This is a genomic window from Albidovulum litorale, from assembly GCF_025751495.1.
Taxonomy (GTDB): domain Bacteria; phylum Pseudomonadota; class Alphaproteobacteria; order Rhodobacterales; family Rhodobacteraceae; genus Albidovulum; species Albidovulum litorale.
Genome location: NZ_JAOWKZ010000005.1, coordinates 405,372 through 419,275, shown reverse-complemented (window position 1 = coordinate 419,275; position 13,904 = coordinate 405,372). Strand labels below are relative to the sequence as shown.

Annotated in this window: 14 protein-coding genes and 1 pseudogene; 2 read left to right on the top strand and 13 right to left on the bottom strand. The window is 63.2% G+C overall.

Translation table 11 applies throughout. The features are described from left to right. From OEZ71_RS19890 to OEZ71_RS19855, 8 genes and pseudogenes are all read right to left on the bottom strand, one after another. Positions 1-77: pseudogene (locus tag OEZ71_RS19890) on the bottom strand (2Fe-2S ferredoxin); the annotation flags it as partial. Positions 78-110: 33 nt separating this feature from the next. After that, positions 111-1,292, bottom strand: a complete 1,182-nt coding sequence (locus tag OEZ71_RS19885; protein WP_263741825.1) for an aromatic ring-hydroxylating oxygenase subunit alpha — start codon at positions 1,290-1,292, stop codon at positions 111-113. A 33-nt stretch (positions 1,293-1,325) separates the two neighbouring features. Beyond that, on the bottom strand, positions 1,326-1,892 hold the full coding sequence (locus tag OEZ71_RS19880; RefSeq protein ID WP_263741824.1) for a sarcosine oxidase subunit gamma: 567 nt from the start codon (positions 1,890-1,892) through the stop codon (positions 1,326-1,328). After that, a complete protein-coding gene (locus tag OEZ71_RS19875; RefSeq protein ID WP_263741823.1) occupies positions 1,885-4,833 on the bottom strand; it encodes a sarcosine oxidase subunit alpha family protein in 2,949 nt (982 codons plus the stop codon). The genes OEZ71_RS19880 and OEZ71_RS19875 overlap by 8 nt, the downstream gene beginning before the upstream one ends. Continuing rightward, positions 4,830-5,114, bottom strand: coding sequence for a sarcosine oxidase subunit delta (locus OEZ71_RS19870; RefSeq protein WP_263741822.1), 285 nt, complete (start codon positions 5,112-5,114; stop codon positions 4,830-4,832). The genes OEZ71_RS19875 and OEZ71_RS19870 overlap by 4 nt, the downstream gene beginning before the upstream one ends. A 6-nt stretch (positions 5,115-5,120) precedes the next feature. Continuing rightward, positions 5,121-6,392: a sarcosine oxidase subunit beta family protein gene (locus OEZ71_RS19865; RefSeq protein ID WP_263741821.1), complete on the bottom strand. Its 1,272-nt coding sequence runs from the start codon at positions 6,390-6,392 to the stop codon at positions 5,121-5,123. A gap of 4 nt (positions 6,393-6,396) precedes the next feature. Continuing rightward, positions 6,397-7,191 carry a maleate cis-trans isomerase family protein gene (locus OEZ71_RS19860; protein WP_263741820.1) on the bottom strand — a complete coding sequence of 265 codons (795 nt, stop codon included), beginning with the start codon at positions 7,189-7,191 and terminating at the stop codon, positions 6,397-6,399. Next, positions 7,192-8,334: a M24 family metallopeptidase gene (locus tag OEZ71_RS19855; protein WP_263741819.1), complete on the bottom strand. Its 1,143-nt coding sequence runs from the start codon at positions 8,332-8,334 to the stop codon at positions 7,192-7,194. A gap of 130 nt (positions 8,335-8,464) precedes the next feature. Here OEZ71_RS19855 and OEZ71_RS19850 point away from each other — a divergent pair, with 130 nt between their 5' ends. Further along, complete coding sequence (locus OEZ71_RS19850) at positions 8,465-9,343, top strand: LysR family transcriptional regulator (protein WP_263741818.1); 879 nt, start codon at positions 8,465-8,467, stop codon at positions 9,341-9,343. A gap of 13 nt (positions 9,344-9,356) precedes the next feature. On the opposite strand, the gene ehuA is transcribed toward OEZ71_RS19850, so the two are convergent. From ehuA to OEZ71_RS19830, 4 genes are all read right to left on the bottom strand, one after another. Continuing rightward, on the bottom strand, positions 9,357-10,172 hold the full coding sequence (ehuA, locus tag OEZ71_RS19845; protein ID WP_318527860.1) for an ectoine/hydroxyectoine ABC transporter ATP-binding protein EhuA: 816 nt from the start codon (positions 10,170-10,172) through the stop codon (positions 9,357-9,359). 2 nt (positions 10,173-10,174) lie between these two features. After that, complete coding sequence (ehuD, locus tag OEZ71_RS19840) at positions 10,175-10,840, bottom strand: ectoine/hydroxyectoine ABC transporter permease subunit EhuD (protein WP_263741817.1); 666 nt, start codon at positions 10,838-10,840, stop codon at positions 10,175-10,177. 3 nt (positions 10,841-10,843) lie between these two features. Then, positions 10,844-11,509: an ectoine/hydroxyectoine ABC transporter permease subunit EhuC gene (gene ehuC / locus OEZ71_RS19835; RefSeq protein WP_263741816.1), complete on the bottom strand. Its 666-nt coding sequence runs from the start codon at positions 11,507-11,509 to the stop codon at positions 10,844-10,846. Positions 11,510-11,572: 63 nt separating this feature from the next. Next, a complete protein-coding gene (locus OEZ71_RS19830) occupies positions 11,573-12,415 on the bottom strand; it encodes a transporter substrate-binding domain-containing protein (protein WP_263741815.1) in 843 nt (280 codons plus the stop codon). A 212-nt stretch (positions 12,416-12,627) separates the two neighbouring features. Here OEZ71_RS19830 and OEZ71_RS19825 point away from each other — a divergent pair, with 212 nt between their 5' ends. Continuing rightward, positions 12,628-13,077, top strand: a complete 450-nt coding sequence (locus OEZ71_RS19825) for an Lrp/AsnC family transcriptional regulator (protein ID WP_263741840.1) — start codon at positions 12,628-12,630, stop codon at positions 13,075-13,077. A 37-nt stretch (positions 13,078-13,114) separates the two neighbouring features. On the opposite strand, the gene OEZ71_RS19820 is transcribed toward OEZ71_RS19825, so the two are convergent. Continuing rightward, complete coding sequence (locus tag OEZ71_RS19820) at positions 13,115-13,891, bottom strand: GntR family transcriptional regulator (RefSeq protein WP_263741814.1); 777 nt, start codon at positions 13,889-13,891, stop codon at positions 13,115-13,117. Between the last annotated feature and the right edge of the window lie 13 nt (positions 13,892-13,904).

The following is a 13,904-nucleotide window of genomic DNA, read 5'->3' as shown; positions in this document are numbered from 1 at the left end:
TCCATGACGGTAAGCCCGTTCGCCACATCGACGACATGCTCGGTTCCGTTGAATTCGACATAGGTGATCTTGGCCATAACCTTCCTTCCTGCCTCATCTCGTACGGGGCGTCAGCTTGCCGTTGCAGTCATGTCTGCGGAGCGGTGCTTGCAAAGCGTCCGCGCGAGGTATTGCTGGAAATACCAGACGCTGCGTTCCTTCGGCGACAGGCGGCCCGGGGCGGCGGCCAAGGCCCCGGCATTCTTGACGATCCCGCCGATGATCGGTTTGTCCTCGTCATTGATCCGGTCGAAGCCCGCCTTGAGTTCGGCGGCATAGGCAGCGCGCGCCTCCGGCTCGTCGGGAACGGCACCGGGATAGGCGTCCGCCCCCCAGAACACCTTGACCCGGTCGGTGCCATAGGGTTGCAGCGACAGCCAGAAGGTGCGTTCGGCGACGACCGAGAAGACGTGACAGGGGAATATCGCGGACAGGACCGCCTTGCCCCGCTCCTCCTCGGTTAGCAGGGGATTGTCGACCACCATCTCGGAATTGCGTTCATAGGATTTGCCGGGAACACGGCCCTGTTCGTAAAGGCTGTAGCCCTCTCCCCCATGCATCGCATTGGCGAGCTTGGTCGGCATTGCCGGTTCGATTGTCTGGGCATGGGCGACGAAGAGGTGATAGCCCTCGGTGAAGTTCTGAACGAGGATCTTCCAGTTCGTGTCCCAGATCTCTTCGGCCCGAAAGAGCGTCCGGTATTTCGGGAGTTGGTAGTTCTCCAGCCGCTCGGACAGTTTCGCCAGACGTGGCGCCAGAGGTGCCGCATCGGGGTCGAGCGAGACATAGACCCAGCCCTGCCAGACCTCGACGCTGAACTGCGGCAGGCAGACGGTTTTCTTGTCGAAATTGTCGCGCATATGGGCTGCGCCGATCAGCTGGCCGTCCAGATTATAGGTCCAGGCGTGATAGGGGCAACTGATGCGGCCCTTGATGTTGCCCGCCCCTTCCAGAAGGGTCGACATCCGGTGGCGGCAGATGTTCGACATCGCGCGGAGCGTGCCCTCGCGGTCGCGCAGAACGATCACCGGATCGCGGCCGATCGTGGTCGCGCGATAGTCGCCGGGGTTTTCGTATTCGTCCTCGCGTCCGACACAGAACCATTCGTGGTTGAAGATCTCGTCCAGTTCCAGTTCGAGGAATTCGGGCGAGGTGTAGATCTGTGGCGGCGTCGCCTCGGCCAGTTCGTCCGGCAGGGCGGCGTTGCGGGCGAGCGCGTCCAGCAATTCGTCAAGCGGCATATGCGGTTTCATCGTGGGCCCTCCCGTGGGTGGTGACGTGGTGGTTCAGGCGATCTCCAGCCCGTATTGCGCGGCACTTTCGGTCAGGATCTCGCAAAGCGAAGCCGCGAAGCTGCGCGGCAAAAAGACGGTGAAGCCCTCCCCGTCGCGCCAGAGCGTCACACCGACATGGTGAAAGGCGGTGGAGGCAACGGAGTTTTCGGGGAAAGCGTTGTCCGACAGGTCAATCGGCAGGACATGGTTCAGCAGCCGGGCGGCCAGCTTGCCGCTGACATTCAGCCGGGTGCGCGACTGCGACAGGTCGAGCACCGCGCCGGACCCGGCATCCGGAAGGGGTGCCTCGCCCGTGTCACCGACCAGCCACCATTTCAGCGGCTCGACGCGCAGCAATACGCCATGCGTCCCCGTCACTGCCCGGCCGGGTCCGGGCGCGGCCTTTGCGCCCGCGGCCTTTGCCGCTTCGGCGCCGGTTTCAGCCAGAGTATCTGGCCAGGCCGCGAACTGAACGAGCGTGAGGGGACGGATTTCGGCGATCCGGACCCCGGCCGCCCCCGACGGACCGGTGCGGCCCGGCGCCAGATGGCTCTTTACCGCGGAAATGCCGTCAGCCATGCATCCTCACTCCCTCAGGGTCGAACATATGCGGCGACACGATTTCGACTTCGACATTGCCCCTGCGCACCGGATCGGCGGCGGTGACCGCCTTGCCTGCCCAGGCCTCATGCCCGCCCGCGATGTAACCAAGCCCGATCCAGTGGCCGAGCGCGGGGGAATGCGTAACCGCCGTGATCCAGCCATCGCCGAAGCCCGCCACCTTGCCCGTGGCGCAAAGCAGGGCGCCGCCGTTGAAACTCTGGCGGCGGTCCTTCGGGAAGATGCCCACCAGACGCGGCCGGTCGGCGCGGGTCAGGTCCGGCCGTTGCCGAAGTGCCGCGCCGATGAACGCCTTTTTTGTCGAGGCCATCTTGCCAAGACCGGCATCATCGATGGTCATGCGGCCGTCCAGTTCCGCCCCGGTCACATGGCCCTTCTCGATCCGGAGCGCGCCGAGCGCCTCCAGCCCGTACAGGCAGCCGCCCAGCCTTTCGGCGGCGGGCCAAAGCAGGTCCATCATCGCCTCGCCCTGATCTGCGGGGACATAGAGTTCATATGCCAGTTCGCCGGAAAAGCTGATCCGGGCGATCAATCCCTTGACGCCGCCCTTCAGCGAAACCGGCGCGACCCCCATGAAAGGCAGGGCGTCGTTCGAGATATCGATCCCCTCATCCAGACATACGGCAATCGCCTCGCGCGCCTTCGGCCCGGCGACCGAGACGCCTGCCCAGCGGTCGGTGACAGAGGTGACATGGACCCTGAGGTCCGGCCAGCGGGTCTGCAAAAGTTCCTCAAGCCAGACCATCACCTTGCCGGCATTGGTCGTGGTCGTGGTCATCAGGAAATCGGCCTCGCCCAGACGCCAGGTGGTGCCGTCGTCCATGACGATGCCGTCATCGCGCAGCATGATGCCGTATCGCGCGCGGCCCACGGGCAGTCTGGAGAAAGCATTGGTATAGACGCGGTTCAGAAACTCCGCCGCATCCGGCCCCTGCACCGCGATCTTGCCGAGCGAGCTGACATCGCAGATGCCGACCGTCTCGCGCACTGTCGTGGCCTCGCGGATATAGGCCTCGGCAATGGTCTCGCGTGTCCGGGCGAAATACCAGGTCCGCTGCCAGAGCCCGGCCTCGGTCATCGTCGCGCCGTGGCGGAGGTTCCAGTCGTGCAGCGGCGTGCGGCGCAAGGGCTTGAAATGGCCCGCGACATTGCGGCCCGCCAGCGCGCCGATGGCAACCGGCGTATAGGGCGGGCGGAAGCGGGTGGTGCCGACGGCGGGAACCTCGCAACCAAGGGCTTCGGCCATCAGGGCAAGGCCGATGACATTGCCCATCTTACCCTGATCGGTGGCCATGCCGAGCGTGGTGTAGCGTTTTAGATGCTCGACCGAGACAAAGCCCTCCTGATGGGCCAGCCGCACATCGTCACCGGTCACGTCATGTTGCGGATCGACGAACGCCTTCACCTTGCTCCCGGGCAGGCGCACCTCATAGACGGGCTGGATCGGATGCGCCCAGCCGCCCGGGGCGGGTGCCTCAGCCACCTCGCCCATCGCGCGGCGCGCCGCCGCCACGCCAGAAGCCGCGCAATCGTCCCGGTTCCAGACGCCATCGGTAGAGCCCGCCATATGGATGGGCTCCTCCGTCGGTCCGGCGAGGAAACAGGCCAGACCAGCATTCCAGACGGGCTTAGCCCCCCGATGCGAGGAGAGGTTCACGACCGGCGACCAGCCGCCCGAAACCAGCAAGAGGTCGCAGTCTTCGCGGGCAGCTTCTGACCAGCCCGCGCCGGAGCGGGCGGCAAGCCTGACGCCCTCCACGCCGCGCCGTCCGAGGACAGCAAGGGGCGCCAGCCCCGGCCGCAGGCTGACCCCTTCAGGGGCCGAGGCTGCATCGCTCCGCGCATCGGCCAGCACGACCTCCGCCCCGGCGGCGGCGAAATCGCCCGCGACGCCATAGGCGCTGTCATTCGTGGTCGCGATGACGATGCGCTGGCCCGGCAGGATGCCAAACCGGTTCAGATAGCTCCGCGCCGCCAACGCCGTCATCACGCCGGGCCGGTCATTGTTCGCGAAGGCGATGGACCGTTCCAGCGCCCCGGTTGCCAGCACCGTCGCGCCCGCGCGCACCGTCCAGAAACGCTGGCGCGGCAGATGCGGATCGGGTGCGGCCAGATGATCCGTCACCCGCTCCACCAGCCCTGCGACACCACCGTCATAGAGGCCGAAAGCCGTGGTGCGGGTCAGGATGCGGATGCCCGCGCGTTCTACCGCCGCGACCAGCGCGGCGCGATCAGCCTCGGCGGCGGGATCGTTCAGGTAATCGCCGCCCAGCTCGAAATCCTGCTCCACCAGCATCACGTCGCGGCCCGCCTCTGCCGCCGTCAGCGCGGCATTGAGGCCAGCGGGGCCGGAACCGACCACAAGGATATCGCAGAAGGCATGGGCGTGGTCATAGCAATCCGGGTCGGGCGCGCGGCTGGCCCGACCCATCCCGGCCGCCTTGCGGATCAGCTTTTCATACTGCATCCAGAGGCCCGTCCCGCGCCCCCATTCAAAGGGCGGCAGACCCATGAAGGTCTTGTAGTAGAACCCCGCCGAGAAGAAGCGACCGAAAAGCCCGTTCACCGCGCCGAGGTCGAAGCGCACATTGGGCCAGGCATTCTGGCCCTTTGCCTCCAGCCCGTCATAAAGCTCCTGCATCGTCGCCTTGACGTTCGGCTCATGCCGCGCATCCGCGCCCACCGAGACGATGGCCCCGGATTCCTCGACCCCCGCGGACATGATCCCCCGCGGGCGGTGATATTTGAAACTGCGGCCGAGAACGGTCTGCCCGCTCGCCATGAGCGCCGAGGCCAGCGTATCGCCCGCATAGCCCCGATAGGTCAGCCCATCCCAACGGAAATTGACGGGCCGTGTGCGGTCGATCCGGCCGCCTTTGTCCAAGCGCCGGGCGGTCATTCTGCGGCCTCCAGCGCCGATGCCAGCCCCGGATGGGCCGGGCGGGTCGAAAAGATCTCATGCGTCATCGTATCGCGCTCAACCATCAGCCACATGCGGCAGCCATGGACGTGGTGCCAGGTCTCGACCTGCCGCCCGCAGATATTTTCCCGCAGGAACACCGCGTCGTGCCAGTCCTGCATGGGCGCATCAAGCGCGGGATAGGTGACCGAGCCGTCACCGCCATAGCTGAATTCGCTGTGGTCGCGGGTGCCGCAGAAGGGGCAGTCAATCCGTAGCATCTCGTCCTATCCGTGCAGTTTGCAGTCCGGCCCGGCGCCGCGTTCGTCGATCTGAAGCCCGCGTTCGAACCGTTTCAGGTCGAAGGGTGCGATCATCGGTGCGGGCCGGTCATTGGCGATAAGGTCGGCGAACCACCAGCCCGAGGCGGGGCTGGCCTTGAACCCGCCATAGTTCCAGCCGGCATTCAGGTAGAGGTTGTCCAAGGGCGTCTTGCAGATGAAATGCGAGCCATCCATCGACATGTCGACAAGCCCCGACCAGTGGCGCAGCAGCTTCACCCGGCCAAGGCAGGGCAGGACCGACATCGCGGCCTCGGCCACGTCCTGCACGATGGGCAGGTTGCCGCGCTGGGCATAGGATTTGTACCAGTCGAGATCGCCGCCAAAGACCATCCCGCCCTTGTCGGATTGCGAGATGTAGAAATGCGCCCCACCCATGCCGAAGACCACGACCTGATCGAGAAGCGGTTTCAGGGGTTCGGAAACGAAGGCCTGCAACTTGTGACTTTCGATCGGCAGGCGGCCAAGCCCCGCCATCTGCCACAGGAGCGAGGTGCTGCCCGCGACCGCGAAGGCGACCTTTCCGGCGGTGATCCGGCCGCGCGATGTGTCGAGCGCGGTAATGCGGCCACCGTCGCGGGCGATCCCCTCGACCTTGCAGTTCTGGATGATGTCGACGCCGCGGGCATCGGCGGCGCGGGCATAACCCCAGGCGACGGCATCATGCCGCGCCGTGCCCGCGCGTTTCTGCACTGCCGCCCCCATGATCGGGAAGCGCGCATCGGCGGCGTAGTTCAGGTGCGGCACTGCCCGTTTCAGGGTGGCAAGATCCCAGATTTCCGCATCCGCCGTGCCGGTCAGCCGCATCGTGTTGTAGTTGCGCGACGCCGCGTCGATGGCGCCCGGACTGTGCAACAGCGCGATATGCGAGCGCTGCGAGAACATCACGTTGTAGTTCAGCTCATGGCTCAGGTTTTCCCAGAGCCGCAGCGAATGCTCATAGAACTCCCGGTTGCCGGGCCTAGCGTAGTTCGACCGCACGATGGTGGTGTTGCGCCCGGCATTGCCGCCGCCGATCCAGCCCTTTTCCAGAACGGCGACGTTCCTCACCCCATGGGTCTTCGCGAGATAATAGGCGGTGGCAAGCCCGTGCAGCCCGCCGCCGACGATGACAACGTCATAATGGGCCTTCGGCTCCGGATCGCGCCATTGACGGGTCCAGCCCTTCTGGCCGGTCATCCCCTGCCAGAAAACATTCCATGCGGTGAAGCGGGTCATCTGATCAGCAGGTCTTGCGCAGATGTTTGCCGGGATGTTTGAAGATCTGGCCGAAGCCCTCCAGCTCATCCATGATGCCCGCTCGGCGCAGGCAGGACCAGAACTGCGCCTGGTTGGACGTGATGACCGGCTTGCCGGTGATCCGCTCAATCTCTGCCACGGCGGGCAGCGACCGCACGCCGCCGCAGCTGAGGAAGATCGCATCGGCATCGGGCCGGTCGATCTCCAGCGCGAATTTCTTCCAGTATTCGGGCGTGACCAGCCCCATATCCCAGCCGCTGGCGATGTTGAGCCCCTGAATATCGAGGACGTCAAAACCGCGCTCGACAAGGAACTCCGCTTCGGCGGTGTTGATGTCGTCAAGATAGGGCGTGCCGACGACCAGCTTTTTCACACCCAGCTCGTTCAGCGCATCAAGGACACCCTGGACAAGGCACATCGGCTGCGCCCAGGGCGCGCCCTTTTTGATCTCGGCCATCACCCGGTCTTCGCCGATGACGATGGAACCTGAGGTGCAGGAGTAGCTGACCACATCCGGTTTCGCCTCGGGCTGGATGCGCGATGCGGCGTCGGCCATATGCTCGATATGCTTGGCAAGCGTTTCGGTCGTCGTATGGTCGTCGGTCTTCAGCCGCGTGACATAGACGGCGACGCCTTCCGGCGCCATGTCCCAGAAATCGCCCTCGGCCGAGGGGTCGGTGGACATGAGGATGAAGCCAAGCTTGGCGCGGTGGAAGCGGCCCGCATCCATTTCCGGCGTACGGGGCTTCGATGTGATGATCTGACCGGGCTGGAACATCTAAAGAATAACCTCCTCGACGGATTTGGGGTGGCTTGTCAGCGGCTCCCAGCCGCTGTCGGTGATGATGAAGCTGTCGCCGACCTGTGCACGGAACGTGTCGACCGAGACCGAGCCGTCGACCGCCAGCACCATGCCGGGCTGGATCACGGTCGTGTCGCCGGTCACAAGTTGCGGCGCCTCTAGAAAGCTGAAGCCGGTCGCGCGTCCGCAGCGGAACGGATATTCGTAGCCCGCGCCCTGAATGACCTCGGCATAGGCCGCATGGACGCTTTCGGCGGTGACGCCGGGCTTCAGCGCCTCAAGCGCGGCCTTCTGGCTGGCCAGCGCCACCTCATAGACCGCGACCTGATCGGCGGGCGCGTCACCGATCCAGAAGGTGCGGTCGAAACCCAGCTTGAATCGGTGGAAGTTGGTCATGCCGCAAAAGCACAGGAACACCGGCTCCCCCGCCCGCATGATCCGGGTCGAAGCGCGGTGGTGGGTTTTGATGATGTCGCGGCCCGAGGCCATGATCTGCAGGAAATGCATGTTGGGCGACATGTCGGCATCGTCGTAATGCGCCGCCAGAAGTTCGGCCGCCTTGCGGGTTCCCGCCTCAGTCGTGGCGATCGCCACCTCGAATTCCGGCACGCCGTCGGCAATCGCCGCTCGGCCCACCGCCATCATCGACGTCGCGACCTCGCCTGCATGGCGGGCAAGCTGCAATTCTTCGGCCGACTTGATCATCCGCATGTCGTTCAGGATCGGTGTGACGGTGGTCAGCCTGTCCTTGCCCACGAGTTCATCGACATAGGCCCGCACGGGTGGCGGCATATGGCCGGGTTCGATCCCGACCTTGCCTGCGCCCTTGACCGCGCCCGGAAGCTCTTCGCGCCATTCCTTGCCCATCCCGTCATTCCACGGCGCGATGCGGTCCACCCGCGCCGCCGCCTTGGCGGAATTCAGGTCGATACTCGGCGTGATCAACAGCGAGGGTCCATCCTTCGGCACGACGAGGATCGTCGGGCGGCCGAACTCCATGTGCAGGTAGTCGTAGTAGCCGGTCAGATAATAGACGTTGTCGTCATCCGTGATCAGCGCCACATCGATACCGGCCTTGGCCAGTCGGGTCTGAAAACGGGACAGTCTTTCGGTGAACATATGGCATCCCCTCGCGCGTCCGGCCCCTCTCGCAATGAACGACAGAAGGGCCGAAATGATGCCTCAGCCTAGGACTGACCCGGCGATTTCCAAAGTGACATCTGTTGCGGGTTTATGATAACCAAGGGTTATGAAAAACTTCCGCCGCTCCCTGCCGCCGCTCGATTACCTCCTGTTTTTCGAGGCCGTCGCCCGGCATGGCAATTTCACCCGGGCGGCTGAAGAGCTGAATGTCAGCCAGGCGGCGGTCAGCAAGCGCGTGAAGGTACTGGAAGACTGGCTGGGCCTGACGCTGATCCATCGCAGCGGGCGCAATATCACCCTGTCACGCAACGGAAAAACCCTTGCAGCAAATGCGACAGAGGCTTTGGATTACCTGAATTCCGGCTTGCAGCAGATCCGGCGGGCATCGGGCGGCGAACGTCTGTCGCTGGCCGCGAATGTCGCCGTGGCGCAGTACTGGCTGACGCCGCGCATCAACGAATACCTGCTTGGTCCGAACGCTGTACCCGTGACGCTGACCGCCTCGGACAAGGATGCCGATCTGTTCATGCTAGAGGCGGATGCGGTGTTCTTCTATGGCTCTGACATTCCCGCAGGTTGGGATGGAACCCCCCTGTTCGAAGAGATCTGGCTGCCCGTCGCAGCACCTTCGCTGGCTGCGTCGATGCAGGGTTTCGAAGGGGCGACGCTGCTCGATTTCGACAAGCTGACACCGAAATGGATCAACTGGGGTGATTTCGCCGAACTGACCGGCAATGCCGCGATCGCCGCTGCGCCAAAGGTGAATCTCCGGTCTTACGGCAGCACGCTCGACACCGCCCTGCGCGGCAAGGGCGTGGCGCTGGGGTGCCCCGCTGTGCTTCAGTTCGAGATTGAGGCGGGGCGGCTCATTGCTCTGGAGGATTACCAACTCCGGACCGGGCGCAGCTATTTCGTGATCTGGCGCATGGGCAGCATGCGCGACCGCACCCGCGCACTACTGGGCGAGGTGGGCATCCGCGTCTGAGCCGCAAGGGGTGTCAGACGGCTTCCTTCACCGCGCTGAGGAATTGCTGTGTCCGCTCTTTCTTCGGATTGCCGAAAAGCTCCGCGGGCGGCCCCTGTTCCTCGATCTTGCCGCCGTAGAAGAAACAGACCCGGTCAGAGATGTCGCGGGCGAACCCCATCTGGTGCGTGACCATCAGCATGGTCAGGTTGTGTTCGCTGACAAGCTTGCGGATGACGTTCGTGACCTCGCCGATCACCTCAGGGTCGAGCGCCGATGTCACCTCGTCAAACAGCATGACCTTCGGGCGCATAGCCAGCGCACGGGCAATCGCCACCCGCTGCTGCTGGCCGCCCGAAAGGCGCGAAGGATGCTGATCCTTCTTGCCGATCATGCCGACCATTTCCAGAAGTTCCTCGGACCGTTCCCGCGCCTCTTTCTTCGACAGGCCGAGCACCTGCACGGGCCCTTCCATGCAGTTTTCAAGCGCGGTCATGTGCGGGAAGAGGTTGAAATGCTGAAAGCACATGCCGATATCGGCGCGCCGTTTGCGCAGATGCTTCTGACTGGCCGGGACCAGAGTGCCGTTTTTCGGCATATGGGTCAGCGGCTGGCCATCGACATAGATGACGCCGCCGTTGATCTGTTCCAGCGTCATCAGCATGCGCAGCACGGTCGTCTTGCCCGAACCCGAAGGACCGATGATTGACACCATCTCGCCCGCGGCGATGTCGAGGTCGAGTTCATCGAGAACGGTCAGCGTGCCGTAGGATTTCGTCACCTTGCGAAAGCTCACCATCGGCGTGGGCGTGCCGGAGATTTCAAGCGGAAAGGCCGATACGTCATGCATGGTCATAGTCCCAGTTTGCGGCGGACATGAGCCTCAAACAGCCGGATCAGGCCGGCCGCAGGAAGCGAGATCGCGAGAAAGATGATGCCAACCATCGTGTAGGGCTCCAGATAGCGGTAGTTTTCCGAGCCGATGGCATTGGCGGTGTGGATCAGTTCGGCGACCCCGATCACCGACAGCATGGGCGTGTCCTTGAAGATGCCGACAAGATAATTGCCCATGCCGGCAAGGGCCGGGGGAATGGCCTGCGGGATGATCACGCGGCGGTATTTCTGCGCGGTGGTCATGTTGAGCGCGGTCGCGGCCTCCCACTGGCCCTTGGCCACGCTTTCGATCCCGCCGCGATAGACCTCGGAGAGGTAGCAGGAATAGTGCAGGCCAATGGCGATCATGCCCGAGGCCCAGGGGCTGAGGCGGATGCCGAATTGCGGGCCGACATAGAAGACAAAGAAGATCTGCAGGATCAGCGGGGTGGAGCGGATGAATTCGACGAATTCCCGCACGATCAGCGTCACGGGCCGGTAAGGCGTGCGCTGCGCCAGCGCCAGCCCGAGGCCAAGGACGACAGCGATTGCATAGCCCGCAAGGGCCGCGATCAGCGTGTTGCCGGTAGCCTGGATCAGGCGCGGCAGAATCTCCCAGGTGAAGTCCCATTTCCAGTCGAACATGGATCAGGCCCTCCCCAGCTTGCGTGCCATGTACCGTTCCAGCCAGCGCATGAAGGGCGTGACCATGAAACGGGCGAGAATGTAGTAGATGACCAGCGCCGCGCCGAAGACCTGTGCCGAAAGGAAGGTCGAGGCGTTGATCTGCCGCGCCTCGAACATCAGGTCGGCGACCGAGATGAGCGAGACGAGCGCCGTGCCCTTCAGAAGCTCGATCATCAGGTTGCCCCAGGGCGGCAGCATGTTCACCAGCGCCTGCGGCAGGATGATGCGACGCATGCGTTGTGCCGGGCTCATGTTGATCGCAAGTGCGGCCTCCCACTGCCCTTTCGGAACCGAGAGGATGCCCCCGCGCACCAGTTCCGCGCCATAGGCGCCGATATTCATGCCCACGGCGAGGTAACCGGCGGTGAACTTTTCGATGGTCAGGCCGAAAAGCGGCAGGACGAAGAAGATCCAGTAGAGCTGAACGACCAGCGAGGTGCCGCGAAAGATTTCGATATAGGTCACCGCCGCGCCGCGCACGATGGAATTGTGCGACAACTTCATCAGCCCCATACAGAGCGAGATGGCGATGCCGAGCGCTGCGGCAAGCAGAAACTGGGCGAGCGTGATGCCCGTTCCGGACAGAAGCCGCGGCCAGTACTGGATCACGAAGTCTGAAAGATTCATCGGCCTACTGCGTTCCCAGAAAAAGAAATGCGGCGGACCGGACCGGCCCGCCGCATGCTGTCATCAACGGTTGGCGCAGACCCATTCGGCGGTCTTGTCGCCGGGCAGGTTCGACGTGGTGTAACCGTATTCCGCGACCGATTCCATCATGGCATCCGTGCCGACATAGCTTGCCACCGCCTTGTTGAACTCGGCCATGAAGTCGGCATCCTCGAAGCGGAAGCCGATGCCGACATAGTTCTGTGTCCAGTCCGGCAGCGCGGCCGGGTCGGTGACGTCGATGTCGTCATTGGTCTCGGCGAAGTGGTTCGCTTCGAAATAGGTCATGCCACCGGCATCGGCGCGGCCGGCCTTGACGGCGGCCAGCATTTCCGACGGTCCGGGCACCTGCATGATCTGGTCGTCGCCCAGACCTTCCTTCTTGGCGGATTCAATCGTGTTGTAGCCCGCGCCCGTCACCATGATGGCGCCGGAATTCAGGATGTCCTTGAAGGTCTGGATGCCCTTGGGGTTGCCGGCCGGAACGATGAAGGCATCACCGGCTGTGGCGATCGGTTCCGAAAACGCGATGTTTTGGCAGCGGCTGTTCAGGATATACAGACCGCCCGTGATGATGTCGTAGCGGTTCGCCTGCAGGCCCGGGATCAGCCCGCCCCAGTCCGTCACGCTCGTCTCGATATTGGTGTAGCCCATCTCGGCCAGGATCCCGAGGGCGATCTCGTTCACAAAACCTTTGGCATCGCCGTTCTCATCCGGATAGCCCCAGATCGGCACGTTGGAGAAGCCAATGCGGATCGGCTCACCTGCGGCAATGCGGTCGGCCAGCGGACCGGCAATGGCCGAAACTGCGCTTGTGGCAAGCAGAACGCCAGCCGCGATAAGAGTCTTTGTCGATCTGGATGTCATGTTTTCCTCCCAAATGAAGTGGATGCCCGAGACGGCGATTTCGAAGGATGATCCAATACCGCCATCTGCAGGCGTCCCACCCATTTCGACCTTCACCCCCCACGCTCTCCCACTTCGAAGTTTATCGACAGGGCGAGAGGCATTTTCTCGAATTTCCCGAAATTTTGATGAAAACGGTTGCTCTGGTCCAAAAAATAGATCGAAATGCAGCCATGGATGACAAAGACTATGAAATACTTCGCCTGGTGCAGTCCGACGCCCGTCTGACCGCCGAATCATTGGGTGTGACCATTGGGCTTTCGACGCCTGCCGTGCAAAAACGCCTCAAGCGGCTGCGCGAAACCGGTGTAATCGAGAAAGAAATTGCCGTTCTTTCACCCGCCAAGCTTGGGCGTGAACTGACGGTGATTGTCGAGGTCATGCTGGAGCGTGAAAGCCGGATGCATCTCGATGCATTCAAGCGAAAGATGCGCGGTTCTCCGGCGGTACAGCAATGCTACTACACGACCGGCGAAGCGGATTTCATCGTCATCCTCGTCGTCAAGGACATCAAGGAGTACGAGGCGTTCACTCAGGAATACTTCTTCGATGAATCCAACGTCAGCCGGTTCACCTCCGCGATCGTGATGGACCGTGTGAAGGTGTCTCTCGACATTCTTTAGTGCGCTCAGTGCCGCGGCGACGGAGCGCACTGAGGGATCAGCGGTTCACAATCGCACGCGCGGAGAACTCCGCCAGCTCGCCCCGCCAGATCTGCCGTCCGAAACAGAAGGGTCGGCCTTCATCGTCGCGAATGATCTGCTCCAGCTCAATTCCCGCCTGATGCGGGGGCAGCCCCAGAAGGGCGGCTTCGTCCGGCTGGATCGCGCGCATCCGGATGATGACATCCCCGGTGCGGGCGGAAATGCCATAATGCTGTTCCAGCAATTGGGTGGTCGACTGCCGCAGGTCATGGTCCATCAGGTCGGGGCATCTGTGCGCGACGGCATATTCCGTCTCGATCAGCGTCGGATGGCCGTTGATGCAGAACAACCGGGTGTATTCGTGCAGCTTTTCTCCCACCGGGACGTCGAGATCGGCCGCAAGTGAACCACCAGCCCGGATGGCGCGTGTACGCACGACCGTGATTTCAAGATCTGTCCCTGCGGCGCGCGCATCGGCGGCAAAACTCACTCGGTTGCTGATATCGTAGCGTACCCGTTTGGGCGAAACGAAACGCCCCCTTCGGTCCTCACTATAGGCCAAACCCTGGGCTTCGATTGCTTCCAGCGCCCGGCGCGCGGTCATCCGGCTGACGTCATATTGATCCGCGACCACGCGTTCGGAAGGCAATGCGGCATGTTCGGGCAAAACGCCCGTGACGATATCGTTCCGGATGCTGTCGACGATCTGTCGAAAGCGCGGTTGCGGAGCATTGGTCACAGGTCGGTTCATCGTCATCCCGCGATTTTCTGCCTTCTTAATACGCTTGGTCATATGCGCCAAGTCA

Bases quoted from the DNA above. Each gene is read 5' to 3' on its own strand.
- OEZ71_RS19885 (WP_263741825.1), bottom strand. From the start codon at position 1,292: ATGAAACCGCATATGCCGCTTGACGAATTGCTGGACGCGCTCGCCCGC.
- OEZ71_RS19880 (WP_263741824.1), bottom strand. From the start codon at position 1,892: ATGGCTGACGGCATTTCCGCGGTAAAGAGCCATCTGGCGCCGGGCCGC.
- OEZ71_RS19875 (WP_263741823.1), bottom strand. From the start codon at position 4,833: ATGACCGCCCGGCGCTTGGACAAAGGCGGCCGGATCGACCGCACACGG.
- OEZ71_RS19870 (WP_263741822.1), bottom strand. From the start codon at position 5,114: ATGCTACGGATTGACTGCCCCTTCTGCGGCACCCGCGACCACAGCGAA.
- OEZ71_RS19865 (WP_263741821.1), bottom strand. From the start codon at position 6,392: ATGACCCGCTTCACCGCATGGAATGTTTTCTGGCAGGGGATGACCGGC.
- OEZ71_RS19860 (WP_263741820.1), bottom strand. From the start codon at position 7,191: ATGTTCCAGCCCGGTCAGATCATCACATCGAAGCCCCGTACGCCGGAA.
- OEZ71_RS19855 (WP_263741819.1), bottom strand. From the start codon at position 8,334: ATGTTCACCGAAAGACTGTCCCGTTTTCAGACCCGACTGGCCAAGGCC.
- OEZ71_RS19850 (WP_263741818.1), top strand. From the start codon at position 8,465: ATGAAAAACTTCCGCCGCTCCCTGCCGCCGCTCGATTACCTCCTGTTT.
- ehuA (WP_318527860.1), bottom strand. From the start codon at position 10,172: ATGCATGACGTATCGGCCTTTCCGCTTGAAATCTCCGGCACGCCCACG.
- ehuD (WP_263741817.1), bottom strand. From the start codon at position 10,840: ATGTTCGACTGGAAATGGGACTTCACCTGGGAGATTCTGCCGCGCCTG.
- ehuC (WP_263741816.1), bottom strand. From the start codon at position 11,509: ATGAATCTTTCAGACTTCGTGATCCAGTACTGGCCGCGGCTTCTGTCC.
- OEZ71_RS19830 (WP_263741815.1), bottom strand. From the start codon at position 12,415: ATGACATCCAGATCGACAAAGACTCTTATCGCGGCTGGCGTTCTGCTT.
- OEZ71_RS19825 (WP_263741840.1), top strand. From the start codon at position 12,628: ATGGATGACAAAGACTATGAAATACTTCGCCTGGTGCAGTCCGACGCC.
- OEZ71_RS19820 (WP_263741814.1), bottom strand. From the start codon at position 13,891: ATGACCAAGCGTATTAAGAAGGCAGAAAATCGCGGGATGACGATGAAC.